This is a genomic window from Roseibium sp., assembly GCF_048260565.1.
Taxonomy (GTDB): domain Bacteria; phylum Pseudomonadota; class Alphaproteobacteria; order Rhizobiales; family Stappiaceae; genus Roseibium.
In genome coordinates, this window is sequence record NZ_JBLXGP010000003.1 from 55,505 (window position 1) to 76,745 (window position 21,241).

The window sequence follows — 21,241 nt, forward strand, 5'->3', positions numbered from 1 at the left end:
AAAAAGATCCGGAAACCGCGGGTCAGGGCCATTTTACGACGGGGGGCATCGATGACAGGATCGATGCGACATTGCCGCCGGTCTTGAGCCCGAAGATCGTTCCGCGGTCGTAAAGCAGATTGTATTCCACGTAGCGCCCGCGCCGAATGAGTTGCTCGTCCCGTTCCGCCTCGCTCCAGGGTTTTTCGAAGTTGCCGCGAACCAGCGCGGGATAGATCTTATCGAAGGCCTGTCCAACGTCTTTGGTAAAGGCGAAGTCCGCGTCCCAGTCGCCGCTGTGCAGATAGTCGTAGAAAATTCCGCCGATCCCGCGCGCCTCATTGCGGTGCTTCAGGAAGAAATAGTCGTCGCACCAGTCCTTGTAGGCCTGGTAGTCGGCGACCGCATGGGCATCGCAGGCCTGCTTCATGGCGTCGTGGAAGGCAACGGTGTCCGGATCTTCCTGGGTGCGGCGGGCATCGAGGACCGGGGTCAGGTCCGCGCCGCCGCCGAACCACTGGCGCGTGGTGACCACCATGCGCGTGTTCATGTGGACGGCCGGAACATGCGGGTTCTGGGGATGGGCGATCAGGCTGATGCCGGAGGCCCAGAAACGGGGATCATCGCTCGCGCCGGGGATCTGGCCGCGAAACTCGGGCGAGAATTCGCCGTAAACGGTCGAGACATGGACGCCGACCTTCTCAAAGACGCGGCCGTGCATCATCGACATGACGCCGCCGCCGCCTTTTTCGCCGCTGGAGTCGGTGCGCTCCCACGGGGTGCGCTCAAAACGGCCCACCGGTCGATCGCTCAGCGGGCCTTTCAGCGCGCCGACTTCCTCTTCCAGAGCCTCGAAGCTGGCGCAGATGCGGTCCCGCAGTTCGGCGAACCAATGGGAGGCGACTTCCTTTTTGGTCTCGATGTCGGCAGGAACCGGACCACCGCGTTTTTCTGGGGAAGGGGCCGTCATCTTGCAATTCCTCTTGTTCGCACAGACTGGGTACGGATCGGGCTTTTATGCGCTTAATGCGGGTTTGGCCAGCGGGCTCTGTTATGCGGAACCGGGGCTCAACCGGGAAAGCTGTCCGTTTGACGCAGGGCCTCGCCGAGCACGATACCGGCGGAGACCGCCACATTGATGGAGCGCATGCCTTCCGCCATCGGGATCCTCAGCCGTTCATCCGCAAGATCGTGCACCGTGTCCGGCACACCGGCGGATTCCCGTCCCATCAGCAAGATATCGGTATCGCGGAATGTGCAGGCGGTATAAGCTTTTTCCGATTTTGTGGTCAGCAGAATCAGACGCCTGTCCGACCCACGGCGCCACTCCTCGAAGGCGTCGAAGGTGATGTGGCGTTGGAGGGCCGCGCGCTCCAGGTAATCCATGCCCGCCCGCTTCAGGGCGCTGTCGGACAACGGAAAACCGGCAGGTTCGATCAAATGAACGCGAACACCCAGACAGGCGGCCAGACGTAACATCGTACCAGTGTTTTGCGGGATATCGGGCTGGAAAAGGGCTATGTCCGGCATGATTTTGTCATTCGGTTCGATCAGAATGCCATGCTGGATATCACCGCGGTTCGGCCTTGTCATCGGGCAAGGATTTTCGCGGCGGAGAGACAAGTGACACCGATTTTCAGACTGTTCGAATCCTGGCTCGATCCGTTTCAGCCCGCGCCGGACGCTCCCATGCCCAAGGGTGGCATGGCGTTTCTGCTCCATTTCGTCCGGCAGGCCAAATGGCCGTTGTTCCTGACGCTCGTTTTCGGTGGCCTGTCTGCGGGCATCGAAGCCTCGGTCTATGCGTTTATCGGCGCCATTGTCGACATGATGCAGACCGGTGACCGGGCGACCTTCTTCCAGGATCATGGCCGCGTGCTATTGGGCATGCTGTTTGTCGTGCTGGTCGCCCGCGCCTTCGTCGCCATCATGAATTCCCTTCTCGAAGAACAGGTGATCGTTCCGAGCTTCTTCAACCTGGTGCGCTGGCAGGCCCATCAGCAGGTCATGAACCAGAGCCTTGCCTATTTTCACGACGAGCTGTCAGGCAGACTTTCACAGAAAGTCTGGCAGGCCGGGCAGGCGGCAGGGGATTTCATGGTCTCTCTGCTGCAGGTCGCCTGGTACATTGCCGTCTATGCGCTCACGACAATCTTCCTGATTGCCGACCTCGACTGGAGACTGGGGGCAATCGTCGTCGTCTGGCTTGGCGTTTTCGTCGTGGCGGCGCGCCATTTCGTTCCCAGGGTGCGACAGGAGGCGAAAAAGGTGGCCCATGCCGGGTCCGGCGTCACCGGGCGGCTTGTGGACACCTATACCAACATCCAGACGGTCAAGCTTTTCGGGTCGGGGCAGGAGGAAAACCGGGGCGCGCTTGCGGCCTTCGGTCATTTTCTGCATCAGCTCAAGCGGTTTACGCGGGTTCTGACCACGATCCGCATGGTCATGAACATCCTCAATGGCGTGATGATCTCGCTGGTGGCGGCGCTGGCTCTCACTCTCTGGCAGCAGAGCGCGATCTCGACCGGGGGCGTGGCCTTTACCCTGGGATTGGTGCTGCGCATGCATTTTCTGCTGAACCGCCTGTTCGGCCAGCTCAACGGCCTGTTCCGCAATATAGGCACGATCCAGGACAGCGCCGAAACGATCGTGAAGCCGGTCGCCGTCCGCGACGCGCCGGATGCTTCGGATCTGGTCATCACCAAAGGGCGGATCGCATTCGAGGGCGTGCAGTTTCACTACGGCAAGGCCGGCGGCGTGATCGACCATCTGGATCTCACCATCGAGCCCGGTGAGCGCGTTGGTCTTGTCGGTCCGTCGGGGGCCGGGAAAACCACCATGACGAGCCTGCTTCTGCGTTTCTACGATCCGGAAGCCGGACGGATCACCATCGACGGCACGGATATCGCCTCTGTGACGCAGCAGTCCCTGCGGCAGAACATCGGCATGGTCACGCAGGACACGTCTCTTCTGCACCGGTCGGTCGGCGAAAATATCCGCTATGGCCGGCCAACGGCGAGCGATGAGGAGATCCGCCAGGCTGCACGGCGGGCCCATGCGCTGGACTTCATCGAAACGCTCGAGGACCGCCAGGGGCAGCGCGGATTCGATGCGCTTGTCGGCGAACGTGGCGTCAAGCTGTCGGGCGGGCAGCGGCAAAGGGTCGCGATTGCCAGGGTTCTTCTGAAGAATGCGCCGATCCTGGTGCTGGATGAAGCAACGTCCGCGCTCGATTCCGAGGTGGAAGCGGCAATCCAGGCGAACTTGCAGGAACTGATGGCCGGCAAGACGGTCATCGCGATCGCGCACCGGCTGTCGACGATCGCCCAGATGGACCAGCTGGTCGTCATGGACAAGGGCGCCATCGTGCAGCAAGGCAGCCACGACGTGCTGTTGCGGGACCGGGGCGGTCTCTACGCCCAGCTTTGGCAGCGCCAGTCGGGCGGTTTTCTGAGCGACGCGGAGGAGGCGACTGCTTCCGCATCGCTGGCAGAAACCGGCTCATTTTAGGGGACGCAACCAGAAACAGCTTCAGGGCGGTGCCTGTTTCCGAGTTGTGCGGTTGTCCGCCGGACCTGGGGTGCGATCAAGTAAAAATGGATGCGGCGTGAGACTTTCGAACCAAAAATGACTTCACGTAATAAATCGGTGGTTTATTCATTGGTCGGTATTCTTTTGTCCTGCGTTTATGATCGACAAAGGACAAAATCGGCGCCGCAGAAGCCGGCATGTAGCAATATTTTTACTTAATCGCTTTTAAAGTCGGGCACGGTTTCGCGAGCGGGGCGTTTCACGCGGCGTCCCCCTAGACTGACAGGATTCGCCGTGACGTTATCAATTCCCGGCCGTTTCGTTGCAATGGTCGTCACCGCTGCCGCCATCATGATGGGCGGAACGGGCTTCGCCTTCTTTATCTTCCGTCAGGCTTTGATCGGGGAAATCGGAAACGCGGACTCCGCGGCGGCGTTCATCTCCGGAAATGTTGCCGCCAGGGTCGATGGCCTCATCATCGACCAGATGATCACCATAGCCCTTGTCTGCGCGCCGGTGGGGATTGCCTTCCTCGGACTTGCCTTCGTCCTTGCCATGGGGGTGGCGCGGCCGCTCAAGCGGCTTCAGAGCGGGTTGGACCGGCTTTCGGACGGTGATCTGGATATCGACATCGACGGAACGGAGCGCAGCGACGAAATCGGTGCGATCGCCCGCTCCATTACCGGATTCCGCCAGAAACTTGCCGAGCGCTCCTCCGAAGAAGCACGGCAGCAGGCTGCCCATCAGGAGCAACTGAGCGAAGAACGCCGGATCCTGATGCAGGACATCGCCGATGACTTCGAGCATTCAGTCGCCAGTGCGGTGCAGGCATTGTCCCGCGCGGCGGAAACGGTCGGCCGGAATTCCGAACAGTTGCAAGGTGCCGTTGGCTCGTCGCTCGATGCGGTGGACGGGGTCGGCGATGCCTGCGTTTCCGCGAATACCTCCGTCGGGGCGCTGACGTCTTCGGCGACGCAGCTGTCGCAGTCGATCGCCAATATCAGCCGGGATGTGGATAGTGCATCCGAAATTGCGGACAATGCGGTCCGCGAAGCGCGCAAGACGGATGAGATCGTCGGCCGGTTGTCGGAAACCGGGCGGGCGATCGGCGAGATCGTCGAGCTGATCAGCCAGATCGCGAGCCAGACGAACCTGCTGGCCCTGAATGCGACCATCGAGGCGGCGCGGGCGGGCGAAGCCGGACGGGGCTTCGCGGTTGTCGCCAACGAGGTGAAGGCCCTGGCCGAGCAGACGACGCGGGCGACGGAAGATATTTCCAGTCAGGTTGCCTCGGTCCAGGAAGTGGCGGAACAGTCCGAAGAGGCCATGCGCACGATTGCCAGTACCATCGACCAGATCAGCGATCTCTCCCGAAGGATCCGGGAAGCCGTGGAAGAACAGGAAACGGCGACGCATGAAATCGAACGGAACGCCGATATCGCGATGTCCAGTTCCGAGCGGGTGGCGTCGAATATCGGGACCCTGTCATCGGCGATGGATGCGAGCAGCATCGCCACGTCGGAGATGCGGGAGGCTTCGAGCGACCTGTCCGGTATTTCTCACGGACTTGAAAAGCAGGTCGCACAGTTCCTGCAAAACATCCGTGTCGCCTAGGAACAGTCGCTGACGAAGCGGTCCGCTTGCCTCTGCTGTGGCCATTCGGTCACATCCCCTTGCGAAGAAACACGGCCGGGACAACCGAGGCTTCCATGACGGCCTGAATCGGGGTATGCGATTATTCAGCGGTTCAGATTGAATCGTGTCTTTGTTTTCGGCCATGACCGCAACGGTCACAAGAACAGGAGGGCGTAAATGACAATTCGAATGATGTCTATCGCACACGCCCTTGTGTCCGGCCCATGGGGATGTCCGCGCCATTGAGGCGCCCCGGTACCTACCCCCTTTAACTTCCTGACCCCGGCTTCAAGCCACCCGTCCTATCCCTTTCGGTGTGCTGCATGCTTTTCGGCATGTCCTGCCGGCGTCGCATTTTCTGATTTCCTGCGGAGACGACGATATGTCTGCCCGTTTTCCACTCAGGCCGAGACGGCCTGGCATTCAAATGCCCCTGCTTGTCCGCCGACGGGCCAACCGGCTGCGCAACGGCGCACGGGTCGTGCTTGTTGCGGCGTCTGTTTTCCTTGCCGGTTTCGTACTGGCGTCAGTCCTGTTCACGCCGGTTTTCCTCTTTGAGGTCGCCCGGATGGAGGTTGCCTCCGGTGGCGGGATGATGAACGTCAGCCAATTCACCGGTCATATCGAGGCGCTGTTCCTTGGGCTGCTGGCCTTTGCTGTTGCCATTGTCGGTCTTTTTGCAGGCGTTCTTCTTGCGCGCGGGACCTGCCGGGCCGCGCGCAGGCTCGCGGAGAGCGAACTGTCCGATGTTCCTTCCAGATGCCTGCTGAAAGGCGGACTTGCGGAGATGTGTTGTGTTTGAGCGGTTTGAAAACCTGATCGATCCCTTCGAGAAAACCGGGCTCGACGTGCCGCCGAAGGGCTTTGTCGCCTTTTGCTGGTACTACACGAAACCGGCCTGGAAAATCCTTGCGGGTGTCGCCGCGTTGGGCGCTTTGGTCGCGATAGTGGAGGTGACGATCTTCACCTTCCTCGGCGACCTGGTGAACTGGCTGGAAAACGGCAACAGGGAAACTTTCCTGTCCGACAACTGGCCGGCGCTGGCGGGGATGGCCGTTGTTCTGCTTGTTCTGCGGCCGCTGCTTGAAACGGCGTGGCAGCTCCTGTTCCACCAGGGGCTGATGGGCTCCTATCCGATGTCCATCCGCTGGCGGGTGCACCGCTATCTTCTGCGTCAGAGCATTTCCTTCTATCAGAACGATTTCGCCGGACGGATCGCCAACAAGCTGATGCAGACCGCGCTGGGCGTGCGCGAGGTGGTGACCCGGATCGCCGATATCCTGGTCTATGTGGCCGTCTATTTCACAGCCGCGGTCTTTGTCGTCGCCAGTGCCAACCTCTGGTTCGTCGTGCCGTTCCTCACCTGGCTTGCGGCCTATCTGGTCGTGATCCGGGTGTTCATTCCGAAGCTCAGGGACGTGTCGAAAGAGCAGGCGGACGCGCGCTCGCTGATGACCGGCCACGTGGTGGACGCCTACACCAACATATCGACGGTCAAGCTGTTTTCCCACGCCGACCGGGAAGAGGCCTATGCCAGGATGTCGATGTCGGCGTTCCTGGCGACGGTGTTCGGACAGATGCGTCTCGTCACCCTTTTGAACATCGCGCTGACCGTTATCAATATGCTGCTCCTGTTTGCCACCGGCGCGCTGTCCATCGTGCTGTGGCAGACCGGAACCGTGTCGACGGGCGACATTGCGATCGCCGTGGCGCTGGTCCTGCGTCTTCAGGGCATGTCCCACTGGATCTTGTGGGAACTGGCGGGTCTGTTCGAAAACGTGGGCACCGTTCAGGACGGGATCTCGACGATTTCGCGCGAGCGGGACGTGCGCGACGCGCCCGATGCGACGGGCCTTGCGGTATCGCACGGCGAAATCCGCTTTGAGACCATCCGGTTTCATTACGGCAAGGAGGCCGGTGTGATCGAGGGCCTCGATCTGACGATCCGGCCGGGCGAGAAGATCGGCCTGATCGGGCGGTCGGGTGCGGGCAAGTCGACGCTGGTGAACCTGCTCCTGCGGTTCTACGACCTGGAGGGCGGCCGGATTCTGATCGACGGTCAGGATATTGCCGGCGTGCGCCAGGACGCGCTGCGGGAAAACATCGGCGTCGTGACGCAGGATACCTCTCTGCTGCACCGCTCGATCTTCGAGAACGTCGCCTACGGCCGTCCGGAGGCGAGCCGGGAGGCCGTGCAGACCGCACTCGAAAAGGCCCATGCGCTCGAATTCGTGCGCGGTCTCAGCGACCAGGCGGGACGCACCGGCCTGGACGCCCATGTGGGTGAACGCGGTGTCAAGCTCTCCGGCGGTCAGCGCCAGCGGATCGCGATCGCGCGTGTACTCCTGAAGAATGCGCCGATCCTCCTCCTCGACGAGGCGACATCGGCCCTGGACTCGGAAGTCGAGGTCGCTATCCAGGAGAGCCTGTTCGACCTGATGGAAGGCAAGACGGTGATCGCGATCGCGCACCGCCTGTCGACCATTGCGGCCATGGACCGGCTGATCGTCATGGATCGCGGCAGAATCATCGAGGAAGGCACGCATGAAAGCCTTCTGGAGAAGAAAGGCCTTTATGCGCAGCTTTGGGCGCATCAGTCCGGAGGGTTCCTGGCGCCGGTCCAGGCGGCGGAATAATGGCTTTAGTCGGGCAGCTGCGGAGTTGCTTGATTCTGTTGCCGATATCCGGTTTTTTACAGAGCCGTCTTGCACTGCTTCGGTAATTTGGGGCAGAAAAGGGGCGCGGACTGTCTTTTTCCTGCGACATTCTCCGAATGGTTCGTTTGTCGATCTGGACAAGCGGGCTCAAGGGTGCAAAAAGACAACCGCTTTGACAGGTGCGGAGAGATCCGCGCCTTGTCTCCGTTGAGACCCGCTTTGATCCGCTTCGCTTCCTGTGCCAGCAGAAAGCCAGCGGCCCGAAGGCGGGCTTTCGGTACAGGTTGAACAGGTTTCGAGAGGACGCGACCTTGGCACATACGGATACGGCGGAACCGACCCGCCGCGACTTCCTCTATATTGCGACCGGCGCAATGGGCGCGGTGGGTGCAGGAGCGTTGGCATGGCCGTTCATCGACCAGATGAACCCGGATGCCTCCGCACTGGCCCTGGCCTCCATTGAAGTCGATGTTTCTGCCGTCGAGGAAGGGCAGTCGATCACAGTCAAATGGCGCGGTAAACCGGTCTTTATCCGTTACCGCACCGCCGAAGAGATCGAGGAAGCCTCGGCTGTTCCGATCGACGATCTGCCCGATCCGCTCGCGCGCAATTCGAACCTTCCCGATACCGCGGAAGCCACCGACCCGAACCGGGCCGCCAAGGACATGGAACCCTGGTTGGTCATGGTCGGCATCTGTACGCACCTTGGCTGTGTGCCGATCGGCCAGCAGGGCGATTTCGGTGGCTGGTTCTGCCCCTGCCATGGTTCGCACTACGATACCGCCGGCCGTATCCGCAAGGGCCCGGCGCCCGAGAATTTGCTCATTCCGCCGTACGAATTCGTGTCTGACGCGAAGATCAAGATCGGTTAACGGCAGGAACTTGAGGAGACAGCCATGGCTGGACATTCTAATTACGTACCGCAGAGCGCTGCCGCCAAGTGGCTCGAGAGCCGTCTGCCGGTCATTTCGCTCGTTCGCGGCTCTTTCGTGGACTTCCCCACTCCGAAGAACCTGAACTACTGGTGGACCTTCGGCGGAATCCTGTTCTTCGTGCTGATCGCGCAGATCATCACGGGCATCGTGCTGGTGATGCACTACACGCCGAACACGGCCCTGGCGTTCGACAGCGTCGAACATATCATGCGCGACGTGAACTTCGGCTGGATGCTGCGCTACCTGCATTCCAATGGTGCGTCGATGTTCTTCATCGCCGTCTATATCCACATTTTCCGCGGAATGTACTACGGTTCCTACAAAGCGCCGCGCGAGATTTCATGGATCCTGGGCGTGATCATCTTCCTGATCATGATGGGCACCGCCTTCATGGGCTACGTTCTGCCCTGGGGTCAGATGTCCTTCTGGGGCGCGACCGTGATCACCAACCTGTTCTCGGCCATTCCGCTGGTGGGCGAGGCAATCCGGACCTGGCTGTGGGGCGGTTTCGCCGTCGACAATCCGACGCTGAACCGGTTCTTCTCGCTGCACTACCTGCTGCCGTTCATGATCTTCGGTGTCGTGATCCTGCACGTGTGGGCCTTCCACACCACGGGCAACAACAACCCGACCGGCGTTCAGCCCAAGTCGAAGCAGGATACGATCCCGTTCCATCCGTACTACACGATCAAGGATCTGTTCGCGATTGTCGTGTTCATGATCCTGTTCGCATGGTTCGTCTTCTATGTGCCGAACTACATGGGCCACCCGGACAACTACATCGAGGCCAATCCGCTCTCGACCCCGGCGCACATCGTGCCTGAATGGTACTTCCTGCCGTTCTACGCAATCCTGCGTGCCATTCCGGACAAGCTCGGCGGCGTCGTCGCCATGTTCGGTGCGATTGCGGTGCTGTTCATTCTGCCCTGGCTCGATACGTCCAAGGTTCGTTCCGGCGCCTATCGTCCCCTGTTCAAGCAGTTCTTCTGGATCTTTGCCGCGAACTGCGTCGCGCTCGGCTATCTCGGCGCCATGCCGGCAGAGGGCGGGTACGTGATCTTCTCCCGGATCTTCACGGCCTACTACTTCGCACACTTCCTGATCATTCTTCCGCTGCTCGGGTTCCTGGAAAAGCCTCGGCCTTTGCCAGCCTCGATCTCGGAAGCGGTTTTGAAGGGTGGTTCCGGAACCCCGGCCGGTGCGACTTCCGCGCCGAACACCAAGTGACGTCGAACCGATCAGGAGTTATTGGAAAAATGAGCACCATGATCAAAATGGTTCGTGCATTCGCCGCGGTCGCAGTTGTTGCGACCGCAGCTCCGGCGCTGGCCGCCGGTGAAGCACCGCACATCGCGCGCCAGCAATGGTCGTTCTCCGGTCCTTTCGGAACTTATGACCGGGCACAGCTTCAGCGCGGCTTCAAGATCTACCAGGAAGTCTGTTCAGCCTGCCACAGCCTGCGTCTGGTTGCTTTCCGCAACCTGGCGGAGGAAGGCGGACCCAGCTTCACCGAGGAACAGGCCAAGGCGATCGCCGCCGAATACACCGTCGAAGACGGCCCGAACGACGATGGCGACATGTACGAGCGGCCGGCAACGCTTGCCGACCGGTTCCCGTCGCCGTTCCCGAACGAACAGGCCGCCCGCGCATCCAACGGTGGCGCCTATCCGCCTGACTTCTCGCTTCTTGCCAAGGCCCGTGCGGCGCACCGCGGTTTCCCGTGGTTCGTCTTCGATGCCTTCACCCAATATCAGGAGCAGGGACCGGACTACATCTACGCGCTGTTGACCGGTTATGAGGAAGAAGCGCCCGAGGGCGTGACCATTCCCGAAGGCAGTTACTACAATCACGCGTTCCTTGGCGGCGACTCCATCGGTATGGCACCTCCGCTGAGCGACGAACTGGTGGAATACACCGACGGCACGCCGATGACGGTCGACCAGTATGCGCATGACGTCTCCGCGTTCATGATGTGGGCCGCCGAGCCGCATCTGGAAGCCCGCAAGAAGACCGGTTTCCGGGTCATGATCTTCCTGATCGTCTTTGCCGGCCTGCTCTACTTCACCAAGAAGACGCTCTGGCGCAATGTCGAGCACTAAGCTTCCGCTTGGGTGAGTGAACGAAAATCAGGCCGCCGGATCCTTCGGCGGCCTTTTTCGTGGCGCGGGTTTGACATGATGTCATTTGCGGGGCCTATAGTCCCCGGCACAATCGTTTGAGGAAATCCATGGTAAAATCAGTTCTCGGTGTCATTGGGGGTTCAGGGATCTACGACCTTCCCGGACTGGAAAACTCCGAATGGGTCGCGGTTGAAAGCCCATGGGGAGCGCCGTCGGACAAGGTGCGCATCGGTTATATCGACGGGCTCAAGGTCGTTTTCCTGCCCCGGCACGGACAGGGACACGCCCTTTCGCCCACCGGCATCAACTACCGCGCCAACATCGATGTCCTCAAACGCTGCGGCGTGACCGATCTCGTGTCGGTGTCGGCCTGCGGCTCGCTCAAGGAAGAATTCGCTCCGGGCACGTTCGTGCTTGTCGACCAGTTCATCGACCGGACCTTTGCCCGTGAAAAGAGCTTCTTCGGCAACGGCTGTGTGGCGCATGTCTCCATGGCCTATCCGGTCAGTCCGAAACTGGTCGATTGCGTCGAAAAGGCCGCACGGGCAGAAGACCTGCTGTACCGTCGAGGCGGTACCTATCTGGCCATGGAAGGCCCGCAGTTCTCCTCTCTGGCGGAAAGCCATCTCTACCGCTCCTGGGGCTGCGACGTCATCGGCATGACCAACATGCCGGAGGCCAAGCTCGCCCGCGAGGCGGAGATTTGCTACGCCACGGTTGCCATGATCACCGATTATGACAGCTGGCATCCGGATCACGGCGAGGTCGATATCCAGACCATCATCAAGGTGCTGCACGAAAATGCGTCGAACGCCCAGCGGCTGGTCGCGCGGATCGCCAGGGACCTGCCGCGTGAGCACGAAGCCTGCCCGATCGGGTCCGATACGGCGCTCGAATATGCCATCATGACCGCGCCGGAAGCGCGCGATCCGGAACTGGTCGCAAAGCTCGACGCGGTCGCAGGGCGCGTTCTGAACCGGTGATCTAGAGCGGTCGGCCGCCGTGCATCCACATACCGCCGAAGCCGCCGAAAATCCCGCCGAAGATCATCATGATGACAGCCATGATGATCCAGACCACGATCATGGCCGGAATGGAGGCAAGGGCGATCTTGATGATGATCATGACGAGGCGTCCGAAGGGAATGTCGATGTCGACCAGCACCGTCTTGTTTTGTTCGTCCATTTCGGTATCTCCTCCTTATAACGGGTCTGAGGCGTTCATTCCGATTGCCGCCTTCTGCCCTGATCCAGAGACCTTACAGAGACAGTTCAATGAATGAAAAGACTGCGCGGGAAGAATTGATCGAATCCATCCGCACGATCCCGGACTATCCGAAGGAAGGCATCCTCTTTCGCGATATCACGACGCTTCTGGGCAACGCGAAGGCCTTCCGCCGGGCGGTGGACGCGCTTGTTCAGCCGTGGGCCGGATCCAAGGTCGATCAGATTGCCGGGATCGAGGCGCGCGGCTTTATCCTGGGCGGTGCCGTCGCGCACCAGCTGTCTGCCGGGTTCGTGCCGATCCGCAAGAAGGGGAAACTTCCCCATGAAACGGTCAGTGTCGCCTATTCCCTGGAATACGGCCTCGACGAAATGGAAATGCACAAGGACGCCATCAAGCCCGGCGACAAGGTGATCCTGGTGGACGACCTGATCGCAACCGGAGGCACCGCGGAAGCGGCCTGCAAATTGCTGCAGTCCATGGGAGCGGAAATCGTAGCGGCCTGCTTCATCATCGATCTGCCGGATATCGGCGGACGACAGAAGATCGAGGCTCTCGGCGTTCCGGTCCGGACACTGGTCGAGTTTTCGGGACACTAGGGCACGGACCCATAAAATTTTGTTTTCAGGTTGATCAGAAATGGCTCTATCCAAGGCGCATAAATCGCAGGAAGCCCGGGAGGTTTTCAAGATTTTGCAACGCAGGAGGCAGCCATTTCCTGAACGATCCGAAGGACGCCAGTCCGGCTGCGGAAAGCCACGTCAAAGCCTTTGCACCATGCACGTGCATGGTTCTGCAGGCTTTTCCTTGCTTTCCTTTGCCGGATTGACGCCTGAAAGCACAATTTTAGGGGTCCGTACCCTAACGGCCGATGGGACGGGCTTCATCCGGAGGGCAGATGCCGCCCGTATTCGATGAACGCTTCGAACATGATTTCGAGACTCTGCTGCACTGGCGCCGGGATGTGCGCCGGTTTCGCACGGAGCCGCTTGCGGACGGCCTGCTGGACAGGCTCCTCGACCTTGCAGACCTCGCGCCATCGGTCGGAAACAGCCAGCCGTGGCGCGTCGTGCTGGTGGAGGATGCGGGCAGGCGGGCGCGGATCTTGGCCGGGTTCGAGGCGGAAAACCGCGTTGCGCTGGACGCTTACGAGCCGGACAAGGCTGCCCTCTATGCTCGGTTGAAGCTTGCCGGACTTCGGGAAGCTCCCGTTCACCTGGCCGTATTCTGCGACTGCGTTACCGAACAGGGGCATGGGCTTGGGCGCCGCACCATGCCGGAAACCCTGCAGTATTCCGTCGTCGGCATGATCCAGACTCTCTGGCTTGCCGCACGTATGCACGGGGTTGGGGTCGGCTGGGTCTCCATTGTTGACCCGTCCGCCGTACACGATACGTTAGACGTCCCGGCAGACTGGCAATTGGTAGCGTACCTTTGTGTCGGCTACCCGCAGGAAGAGCATATAGACCCGGAACTCGAGCGCGAAGGCTGGCAGGGCCGAACCCCGCTCTCGACCCGGATTTTCAGGCGATGAGGAGCCAGGGATGAGTGTGACGATCCGGCCGATAGAAGACGAAGACCGGGAGGCCGTCCGCGAGTTGCTGACGAACCGGTGGGCGGGACCTGAAATTCTGCTCGACGACGAGATGGTCGATGCATCGAAACTGCCCGGGTTCGTTGCTCTGGCCGAGGGCGAACTGGTCGGTCTGGTCACCCTGATCAAGCGGGCGGACGAATGGGAAATCCTGACCCTGGACTCGTTGAGCCGCTGGAGCGGCACAGGGACGCTTCTGCTCAATGCGGTCATCGATCTGGCGCGGGGCGAAGACATGAAACGGCTCACCGTGCGCACTTCGAATGACAATCTGGATGCGTTCCGATTCTATCAGCGCCGCGGATTCCGCCTGGAGCGGATCGTTCAGGGGGTGATCGACAAGGAGCGGGAACTGAAGCCGGATCTTCCCTTACGCGGTGATTACGGCATCGAGATCCATGACGAGGTGCTGCTTGCCCGCAGTCTGTGACCTGCCCGTACTCTAGTCGGATGGCCTGGGCCTTCGTTCGACGAAAACGGCGCTCTTGAAGAAAAACACCGGTTCGCCATTCTGGTTAAACCCGTGGTTTTCCGAGCGCACGACGCCCCATTGCGGCCGGCTTTTGCTTTCGATCTTTTCGCTGATCACCCGTTTGTACGTGATGGTGTCGCCCACATAGACGGGCCGAAGCCACTTGAGATCCTCAAAACCGGGCGAGGGGCCGCCCTCGGCGATGGCCTCGCCCCGTTCCAGGGCTGCCGCCTTCCGGGCCTTGGTCGTGTCGACGCTCAGTCGCATGAACATCGCCGCCGTGTGCCAGCCGGAGGCGCAGAGCCGCCCGAACTGGCTCTTCGCTGCGGCTTCCTCGCTCAGGTGAAACGGCTGCGGATCGTATTTCGTCGCAAAGGCGATGATTTCGTCCGCCGTGAAGGTGTGGCTGCCGAGGACGTGTTCCTCGCCGACAACAATATCCTCGAAATAGGTGGTCATCGGGTTTCCGTTTCCTGGACGCGTTCCGCCTTGCGGGCAAAGAAGATCGGACCGATCTGGCGCATGACGTCCTTGCCGGATTGATTACGGACGCTGATTTCAAAATTGACGATGCCGAGATCGGGCCGCGATCTCGGTTCCTTGATGCCGATCACCGTTGCCGTCGCGCTCAGGGTGTCGCCGGGAAAGACCGGCCGGAGCCACGACAGTTTTTCGATGCTGTTGCTGCCCTGGCTCGACGTCCGGTTCAGGAGCCCGTCCGCAAGCAGCCTCATGACCAGGGCGCCCGTATGCCATCCGGACGCGGACAGTCCGCCCAGCAGGGAAGCTTTTCCGGCTTCGTCGTCCAGGTGGAAGGGCTGTGGATCGAATTCGGATGCGAATTCGATGATTTCTTCCCGCGTGACTGATCTGGAGCCAAGATCGAACGCCTGGCCGAGCTTGAAATCTTCGAAATATAATTCTGTCTGCATGCGCGCAGACTAAGACAGCCCGGTTTTTCTTGCGACCCTTTTTTATCCAAAGTTCAGCGGAAATTTTTTATAGTATTTCTATAGTTATCCATTATTCGATGAGATAATTTCCTGAATTATCAGGAATCATAAGGCAGATTTGGCGCTTTTCCTGAAAGCTGCCATGCAAAATTTGCGTTGCGCCGCACAATCGTTATAATGCGCGCCAACAGCCTACATCTTTTACAAATCGTGAGTGCTTTCTCGCGGTGAGACCGTTTGACTTAACGAGAATGGAGAAGTTCTGTCGTGACCGTTGTAAAGCCATTGGAATCTGCCGAGGCAATCTCTGACATCGCATTTGCCTTCATGGGTTCCAAGGCTCTGTTTTCCGCCCTGCATGTGGGGCTGTTTTCCGCCCTGTCCGAAAAGACCATGAGTGCAGAGGATGTTGCGGCCGCCACCGATTTGGACGTGGACCGTGCGACAACCCTGCTGACCGCCCTGACATCGCTCGGGCTGGTGCTGAAGAAGGACGACGGGTTTGCGAATTCTCCTGCCGCAGAGGCCTTTCTGGTCAAGGGGCGCAAATATGATTTCGGAGATTATCTGCGTTTTCAGATCGACCGGCAGATGTATCCGTTCCTGACCCAGTTGAACGATGCGCTGACCGGTTCGCTGGAAGAGGACAAGGTGGCCTCATATGCGGACTGGTTCTCCGATCCGGAGGAAGCGCGCCTTTATTCCGAATCGCAGCATGCGGGATCGCTCGGACCGGGACGCAGCCTTGCCAAGATGGTCGACCTTTCCAGCGTGCGGACGCTTCTCGACGTCGGCGGCGGTACGGGCGCTTTTTCGATTTCGCTCTGCAAGTCCTATCCGGAACTCACTTCGAAGGTGCTGGACTTCCCGAATGTGGCCAAGGTCGGCGAGGAGTTCATCGCCAAGGAAGGCCTGAGCGACCGGATCACCTATCAGCCGGGCAACGCGCTGACCGATCCGTGGCCGGAAACGGCGGATGCGGTGCTGATGTCCTATCTCTTTTCCGGTGTGCCGGGCAAGGAGATCCCGGCTCTGGTGCGCAAGGCGATGAATACGCTCACGCCGGGCGGACGGTTCATGGTCCATGACTTTATGGTGGACGAAAACCGGGAAGGCCCGAAGCTTGCCGCTCTCTGGCAGCTGCAGCATACGGCGTTCAATCCGGAAGCCCGCTCGATCACCAGCGATTATGTTTCCGAACTCATGACCGCGGCCGGCTTCGTCGATATCGAGGTCAAGGTGATGATCCCGGGAATGACCATGCTTGTTCATGGCCGCAAGCCGGAGTAATCCGGTTTCCCGCCTTCCCGGCGACACAGATTGATGAACCCGCCGGAGTGTGACACCTCCGGCGGGTTTTCCGCATCCTGAGCGGAGTGTGCCCGGGGGCATGACAATTGGTCGCTTTCCCCTGTTCATGCAATAAGATAAGGGATGTTCCGAGATTGCCATTTGAATCGGACGGGTACTAGGGTCAGGACCAATCAATTTTGCACATTCTGTTTGACAGGGAAGGTTGGAATGAGCGTAAGAGCGAGCGCGGGACAGGTTATGCCTATTCAAGCTCGATTTTGCGGTCAGGCCGGCCTTCCCTGTCAAACCCGCAGGGCGGGGCGTCTTTGCCTCCTGACAGCGTTAGAGAACCTTGAAAACCGGATGGTTTCCTGCGGCTCTCTTCCTCGTCAGCAGACAAAGTCACTCCCGCAGAATGCGTAAAATTGATTGGTCCTGACCCTAGCTTGCCGCGTTCCGCAGTTCAGAGAGCCAGCACATGTTCAGTCGTTTCTTGGGCCCGGGCCGCCGGGATTTTTCGTCACTCTCGGAACAGGAAGTCCTGGCGCTTGCCATTTCGTCCGAAGAGGACGACGGCCGGATCTACAAGGCTTATGCCGATGGGTTGCGCGACCAATATCCGCAGTCTGCGAAGGTTTTCGACGACATGGCGGACGAGGAGAACGAACATCGCCGGCGCCTGATCGAAATGCACCGGGCCCGGTTCGGTGAGACAATCCCCCTGATCCGGCGCGAACATGTGCGCGGCTATTATGAGCGCAAGCCCGACTGGCTCGTCCGGCCGCTCGGGCTGGAGAAGGTGCGTGCCATGGCCGAGGAGATGGAGGCGCAGGCCTATCGGTTCTATCTTCAGGCCGCCAAACAGGCGACGGATGCCGGGACGCGCAAGTTGCTGGGCGATCTGGCGCTGGCCGAAAAGGGGCATGAGAACCTGGCGCGCCGACTGGGGATCAAACACACGCCCGAGGACGTGCAGGAGGAAGAACAGCAGACCGAACGCCGCCAGTTCATCCTGACCTATATCCAACCGGGCCTCGCCGGACTGATGGACGGCTCGGTCTCTACGCTGGCGCCGATCTTTGCCGCCGCATTCGCCACGCAGGACACCTGGCAGACGTTCCTGGTGGGGCTGTCCGCGTCCGTGGGGGCTGGTATTTCCATGGGCTTTACCGAGGCGGCCCACGACGATGGCGTGCTGTCGGGCCGCGGGTCGCCGGTCAAGCGGGGACTGGCGTCCGGGATCATGACTGCCATCGGCGGACTGGGGCATACGCTGCCCTATCTCATTCCCCAATTCTGGACGGCGACGGGTGTTGCTGCTGCCGTCGTTTTCGTGGAATTGTGGGCGATCGCCTGGATCCAGAACCGCTATATGGATACGCCATTCCTGCGCGCCGCCTTCCAGGTGGTGCTCGGCGGATCGCTGGTCTTTGCCGCTGGCATTCTGATCGGGAATGCCTGAGGCGCGGTTTAATTCATTTTGATTTCGCTAAGTTAACCTGGGACAAACGGGCTCGGGTATAGTCTTCACGTCTCGATTGAGTTTCATTTTTTGGAGAATCCCATGTTTCGTGAATTGGTTTTTGGTCTTGCGCTTGTGTCCGGTGCTGTCGGCATGTCCGGTTCGGCGGCTGCATTCGACTTCAGTTTTCAGTGGGGAAATATTCCCAAATGCACGAACGGTCATCCCGGACGGGTGCCTAATCCGGTTTTCAAGCTGAGTAAGGTTCCCAAGGGAACCGCGTCGATCCGGTTCGATATGAAGGACCTTGTCGTTCCGACCTATGCCCACGGGGGCGGAACAGTGAAATATTCCGGCAAGAATACAATCGGCGCCGGTGCGTTCAAATATAACAGCCCCTGTCCGCCGGGGGGACGACACACGTATCAGTGGACCGCCGTTGCGAAAGACAAGAGCGGCAAGAAACTCGCAACCGCGACCGCGCAGCGCAAATACCCTTGATGGGTTCCATGAACAGACAAAGGCCGGCATTTGCCGGCCTTTGGTTTTGTAGAAGCGGACGGACGTCAGTCGTAATAGATCTCGTTGTCCTCGAGATAGACGTTGCTGGCGTCGCAGATGTCGATTGAAATCGGCTCGTCCAGAACCTCGTCTCCGTTTTCGCCGAGCCAGCCGATCTGAAAGGTCTGGTCGCAATTGCCTGTATCTGCGTTAAACTCCGCCCTGGCAGATTCCCCGGGCTCGAGGTCCTCCGCCAGCCAGTTCTCGCTCCAGCCGCTGCCGTCGTTGGTATAGAAGCCGACGGCCACATTTTCATCGGTGTTGTTGTAGATCTGGAAATAGCCTTCAGAGCCTGTTCCGGCCGCATGGGCGGCACCGACGGCCAGTGCAATCATGGCTAGAGTCGCTGCAAATCTGATCCGTTTCACTTCGATTTCCCCCGGTATCACGTCGATACGGGAGATATATGGACATAAATCCTGCGGACAGGCTACGGTAAAATACGGAAGGGGTTCCTTCAGGATCCGTCCTCGGGCAGGCCGTTCTGCTTTGCGATGAAGTCGGCGATCATGGGAACGTATTTTTCGCCCTGGCCGGAGGCTTCCATGGCGGCAAACGCATTCTTCACCACCGCCTGAACGGAATTCACCGCGCCGACGCTGTTGGCCATGTTGGCGAGATAACGCATGTCCTTGTGGGCATTGACGATCGTGAACTTGTGGGCATTCTCGTCGCGGTCGACGGACCACTTCATGAAGGTGTCGTAGAAGCCGTTCGCCATGCGGCCCTGGCCGACCACCGAATGGACCTGCTCGATGGTCAGACCGGATTTGCGCGCGATCGCAAGCGCTTCCGAATAGAGCGCGGCATAGCCCATGCTGATGAAGTTGTTGATCAGTTTCATCTTGTGACCGAGGCCGACCTCGCCGAGATGCACGATGACGCCGGCCCAGCATTTCAGAACCGGTTCGATCCGGGCGAAGGTGTCCGGGGCTGCGCCAACCATGGTGTCGAGCGTACCGGCTTCGGCTTCCTTGGGCGTGCGCGACAGGGGGGCATCGGCGAAGTCCATGCCGGCGGCCTTCAGCTCCGCAGCGATCTGGAGCGTGGACACCGGATCGGACGTTGAGCAGTCAATCACTGTCAGGCCCTTCTTGCCCGAAGCGAGAATGCCGTCTTGGCCGCGAATGACTTCCTCAACCTGCGGGCTGGCGGAGACGCAGAGATGGATGATGTCGCATTGTTCGGCCATCTCCTTCGGGGTTTTGGCTTCGCTTGCGCCGCGCTTGAGGAGGTCTTCCACCGGTTCCCGGTTGCGATGACCCATGACGACGAGCGGATAGCCCTTTTCGACGATGTTCTTTGCCATGCCGTGGCCCATGAGGCCGACGCCGATAAAGCCGATGACCGGTTTGTCCATGTCGATTTCTCCCGTCCGGAATTGTTTTTTTCTTGCAGCACGCCAGGTTGATGTGCGTTCCTCAGGTTGAAAGAACAGCACCGGACGAGAGCGCGCAAGGGCTGCTTGCGGAAAAGCTGCTGTGCGGCTGTCGCGCAGACTGAAAATCGTGATTGCAATGCCGGCGCCGGCTGGCGTCGGGGCCTTACCCTAAAGCCGCGCGCCTTGGGGAATGATCGACGGCTGGCTGTTGAGGGCCTGAATGGCGAAGCCGGCGACCGCCTTGTACTTGGCGGCGTGTTCAGCCAATTCTTCCTTGGAGATGACGTCGCTGATGTCGTTGAACTCTCCGCCGCAACGGTCCTCGACAACCTGCAGGACCGCATCGGGGCCGCTGCCCCGGTTGGTCATGATCAAACGGGTGGTGAGGGGGAGCATGTCCTCCTCGTAGGCAGTGAGCGCTGCATGGGTCACGCCGTGCTCCAGCAGGGCCGCGCCGAGCCTGCGGGCGTCGACGATCGCCTGGCTGGCGCCGTTGGAGCCGACCGGATAGGTGGCATGGGCGGCGTCGCCCATCAGGGTCACGTTGCCTTCCGTCCAGTGGTCGAGCGGATCGCGGTCGACCATGGGATATTCGTAGACCGCGTCGGCGCCGGCGACGAGGGCGGGCAGGTCGAGCCAGTCATAGGTCCAGTCGGTAAACCGCGGCATGAAGTCATTGATGTTCGCAAGCCGGTTCCAGTCGCCCCGTTTCCACCCCTGAGAAGCGTCGAAGGAGAGCTCGGTGATCCAGTTGATGGTGGCAAGGCCGGTCTCGGGATCGGCTTCGGAAATCGGATAGGCGACGATCCGCTGGGTGGCATGGCCGATCATGACCATGGTCGCGCCGGTGCGGAACGGCTTTGCCCTGGCGGTGCCGCGCCACAGCACGGGGCCGCCCCATTTCGGCGCGCCTTCGTCCGGGTTCATCTGCGCGCGGATGGCGGAGTGTATCCCGTCGGCGCCGATGACCAGATCGCCCTCGACGGTCTGCTCCAAGCCGTCGATGGTGGACTTCAGGTGGAGAGCCGCGCCCTTGTAGGTGTTGCTGAAGCCGATTGCCTTCTGACCGGGAACGACACAATCCGGTCCGGCGCGGCGGACAAGTTCGCGGTAGAGCATCATCTGCAGTTCGCCGCGGTGGACTGAATACTGGGGCCAGTTATAACCGGCCCATTTGCCGCGTGGCTCGGTCCAGATCTCCAGGCCTTTTTTGGAGAAAAGGCCGAATTCCCGTGTCTGCACACCGATCTTCGGCAGGCTGTCCTCAAAGCCGAGCTCGTAGAGCTCCCGGATCGCATTCGGTTGCAGGTTGATACCCACGCCAAGCGGCTTGATCTCCGGGGCTGTCTCGTAAATCCTGAAGGGGGCGCCGATCTGGTGGCAGGTCAGACCCATGGAGAGACCGGCAATTCCGCCGCCGGCGATCAATATGGTCATGTACGCA

At 60.2% G+C, this 21,241-nt stretch carries 22 protein-coding genes; 14 read left to right on the forward strand and 8 right to left on the reverse strand.

The features are described from left to right. Positions 1-22 precede the first annotated feature (22 nt). Together hemF and ACN0SO_RS08445 are read right to left on the reverse strand one after the other, a co-directional pair. The gene (hemF, locus tag ACN0SO_RS08440) at positions 23-949 is read right to left on the reverse strand and encodes an oxygen-dependent coproporphyrinogen oxidase (protein WP_417676526.1); all 927 of its coding nucleotides are present in this window, start codon (positions 947-949) and stop codon (positions 23-25) included. A 98-nt stretch (positions 950-1,047) separates the two neighbouring features. Next, positions 1,048-1,509, reverse strand: a complete 462-nt coding sequence (locus ACN0SO_RS08445) for a tRNA (cytidine(34)-2'-O)-methyltransferase (protein WP_417677464.1) — start codon at positions 1,507-1,509, stop codon at positions 1,048-1,050. Between the two features lie 93 nt (positions 1,510-1,602). On the opposite strand from ACN0SO_RS08445, the gene ACN0SO_RS08450 reads away from it, so the two are divergent. The 8 genes from ACN0SO_RS08450 to ACN0SO_RS08485 all read left to right on the forward strand — a co-directional run bounded on the left by ACN0SO_RS08450 (position 1,603) and on the right by ACN0SO_RS08485 (position 11,840). Beyond that, positions 1,603-3,489 (forward strand): ABC transporter ATP-binding protein, encoded by a 1,887-nt coding sequence (locus ACN0SO_RS08450; protein ID WP_417676528.1) that lies wholly within the window; start codon positions 1,603-1,605, stop codon positions 3,487-3,489. A 315-nt stretch (positions 3,490-3,804) separates the two neighbouring features. Next, on the forward strand, positions 3,805-5,124 hold the full coding sequence (locus tag ACN0SO_RS08455; protein WP_417676530.1) for a methyl-accepting chemotaxis protein: 1,320 nt from the start codon (positions 3,805-3,807) through the stop codon (positions 5,122-5,124). A 448-nt stretch (positions 5,125-5,572) separates the two neighbouring features. Next, positions 5,573-5,947 (forward strand): hypothetical protein, encoded by a 375-nt coding sequence (locus ACN0SO_RS08460; protein WP_417676532.1) that lies wholly within the window; start codon positions 5,573-5,575, stop codon positions 5,945-5,947. Further along, a complete protein-coding gene (locus tag ACN0SO_RS08465) occupies positions 5,940-7,781 on the forward strand; it encodes an ABC transporter ATP-binding protein (protein WP_417676534.1) in 1,842 nt (613 codons plus the stop codon). The genes ACN0SO_RS08460 and ACN0SO_RS08465 overlap by 8 nt, the downstream gene beginning before the upstream one ends. 332 nt (positions 7,782-8,113) lie before the next feature. Next, the gene (gene petA, locus ACN0SO_RS08470) at positions 8,114-8,674 is read left to right on the forward strand and encodes a ubiquinol-cytochrome c reductase iron-sulfur subunit (protein ID WP_417676536.1); all 561 of its coding nucleotides are present in this window, start codon (positions 8,114-8,116) and stop codon (positions 8,672-8,674) included. 24 nt (positions 8,675-8,698) lie between these two features. Beyond that, positions 8,699-9,964 carry a cytochrome b gene (locus ACN0SO_RS08475; RefSeq protein ID WP_417676538.1) on the forward strand — a complete coding sequence of 422 codons (1,266 nt, stop codon included), beginning with the start codon at positions 8,699-8,701 and terminating at the stop codon, positions 9,962-9,964. A gap of 29 nt (positions 9,965-9,993) precedes the next feature. After that, positions 9,994-10,836 (forward strand): cytochrome c1, encoded by an 843-nt coding sequence (locus ACN0SO_RS08480; protein WP_417676540.1) that lies wholly within the window; start codon positions 9,994-9,996, stop codon positions 10,834-10,836. 128 nt (positions 10,837-10,964) lie between these two features. Further along, positions 10,965-11,840 carry an S-methyl-5'-thioadenosine phosphorylase gene (locus ACN0SO_RS08485; RefSeq protein WP_417676542.1) on the forward strand — a complete coding sequence of 292 codons (876 nt, stop codon included), beginning with the start codon at positions 10,965-10,967 and terminating at the stop codon, positions 11,838-11,840. Between the two features lies 1 nt (position 11,841). Here the strand turns inward: ACN0SO_RS08485 and ACN0SO_RS08490 are convergent, their stop codons facing one another. Then, on the reverse strand, positions 11,842-12,042 hold the full coding sequence (locus ACN0SO_RS08490) for a hypothetical protein (RefSeq protein WP_417676544.1): 201 nt from the start codon (positions 12,040-12,042) through the stop codon (positions 11,842-11,844). Between the two features lie 89 nt (positions 12,043-12,131). Here ACN0SO_RS08490 and ACN0SO_RS08495 point away from each other — a divergent pair, with 89 nt between their 5' ends. From ACN0SO_RS08495 to ACN0SO_RS08505, 3 genes are all read left to right on the forward strand, one after another. Beyond that, complete coding sequence (locus ACN0SO_RS08495) at positions 12,132-12,680, forward strand: adenine phosphoribosyltransferase (RefSeq protein WP_417676546.1); 549 nt, start codon at positions 12,132-12,134, stop codon at positions 12,678-12,680. A gap of 299 nt (positions 12,681-12,979) precedes the next feature. After that, entirely contained in the window at positions 12,980-13,615 is a 636-nt protein-coding gene (gene bluB, locus ACN0SO_RS08500) for a 5,6-dimethylbenzimidazole synthase (protein WP_417676548.1), read from the forward strand. 10 nt (positions 13,616-13,625) lie between these two features. Further along, positions 13,626-14,105, forward strand: coding sequence for a GNAT family N-acetyltransferase (locus ACN0SO_RS08505; protein ID WP_417676550.1), 480 nt, complete (start codon positions 13,626-13,628; stop codon positions 14,103-14,105). 12 nt (positions 14,106-14,117) lie between these two features. Here ACN0SO_RS08505 and ACN0SO_RS08510 read toward each other — a convergent pair whose 3' ends face one another. Both ACN0SO_RS08510 and ACN0SO_RS08515 read right to left on the reverse strand, forming a co-directional pair. Continuing rightward, positions 14,118-14,606 carry a MaoC family dehydratase gene (locus tag ACN0SO_RS08510; protein ID WP_417676552.1) on the reverse strand — a complete coding sequence of 163 codons (489 nt, stop codon included), beginning with the start codon at positions 14,604-14,606 and terminating at the stop codon, positions 14,118-14,120. Next, positions 14,603-15,079 (reverse strand): MaoC family dehydratase, encoded by a 477-nt coding sequence (locus ACN0SO_RS08515; RefSeq protein WP_417676554.1) that lies wholly within the window; start codon positions 15,077-15,079, stop codon positions 14,603-14,605. The genes ACN0SO_RS08510 and ACN0SO_RS08515 overlap by 4 nt, the downstream gene beginning before the upstream one ends. 288 nt (positions 15,080-15,367) lie before the next feature. Between ACN0SO_RS08515 and ACN0SO_RS08520 the strand changes: the two genes are divergently transcribed. The 3 genes from ACN0SO_RS08520 to ACN0SO_RS08530 all read left to right on the forward strand — a co-directional run bounded on the left by ACN0SO_RS08520 (position 15,368) and on the right by ACN0SO_RS08530 (position 18,356). Then, entirely contained in the window at positions 15,368-16,390 is a 1,023-nt protein-coding gene (locus ACN0SO_RS08520) for a methyltransferase (RefSeq protein ID WP_417676556.1), read from the forward strand. A 481-nt stretch (positions 16,391-16,871) separates the two neighbouring features. Further along, positions 16,872-17,855 carry an iron exporter MbfA gene (mbfA, locus tag ACN0SO_RS08525; RefSeq protein WP_417676558.1) on the forward strand — a complete coding sequence of 328 codons (984 nt, stop codon included), beginning with the start codon at positions 16,872-16,874 and terminating at the stop codon, positions 17,853-17,855. A 102-nt stretch (positions 17,856-17,957) separates the two neighbouring features. Next, entirely contained in the window at positions 17,958-18,356 is a 399-nt protein-coding gene (locus ACN0SO_RS08530; RefSeq protein ID WP_417676560.1) for a phospholipid-binding protein, read from the forward strand. 65 nt (positions 18,357-18,421) lie between these two features. Here the strand turns inward: ACN0SO_RS08530 and ACN0SO_RS08535 are convergent, their stop codons facing one another. The 3 genes from ACN0SO_RS08535 to ACN0SO_RS08545 all read right to left on the reverse strand — a co-directional run bounded on the left by ACN0SO_RS08535 (position 18,422) and on the right by ACN0SO_RS08545 (position 21,234). Then, entirely contained in the window at positions 18,422-18,784 is a 363-nt protein-coding gene (locus ACN0SO_RS08535; protein WP_417676562.1) for a hypothetical protein, read from the reverse strand. Between the two features lie 89 nt (positions 18,785-18,873). Then, positions 18,874-19,935 carry an NAD(P)-dependent oxidoreductase gene (locus ACN0SO_RS08540; RefSeq protein ID WP_417677466.1) on the reverse strand — a complete coding sequence of 354 codons (1,062 nt, stop codon included), beginning with the start codon at positions 19,933-19,935 and terminating at the stop codon, positions 18,874-18,876. A 30-nt stretch (positions 19,936-19,965) separates the two neighbouring features. Beyond that, a complete protein-coding gene (locus ACN0SO_RS08545; protein ID WP_417676564.1) occupies positions 19,966-21,234 on the reverse strand; it encodes a flavin-dependent oxidoreductase in 1,269 nt (422 codons plus the stop codon). Positions 21,235-21,241 lie beyond the last annotated feature (7 nt).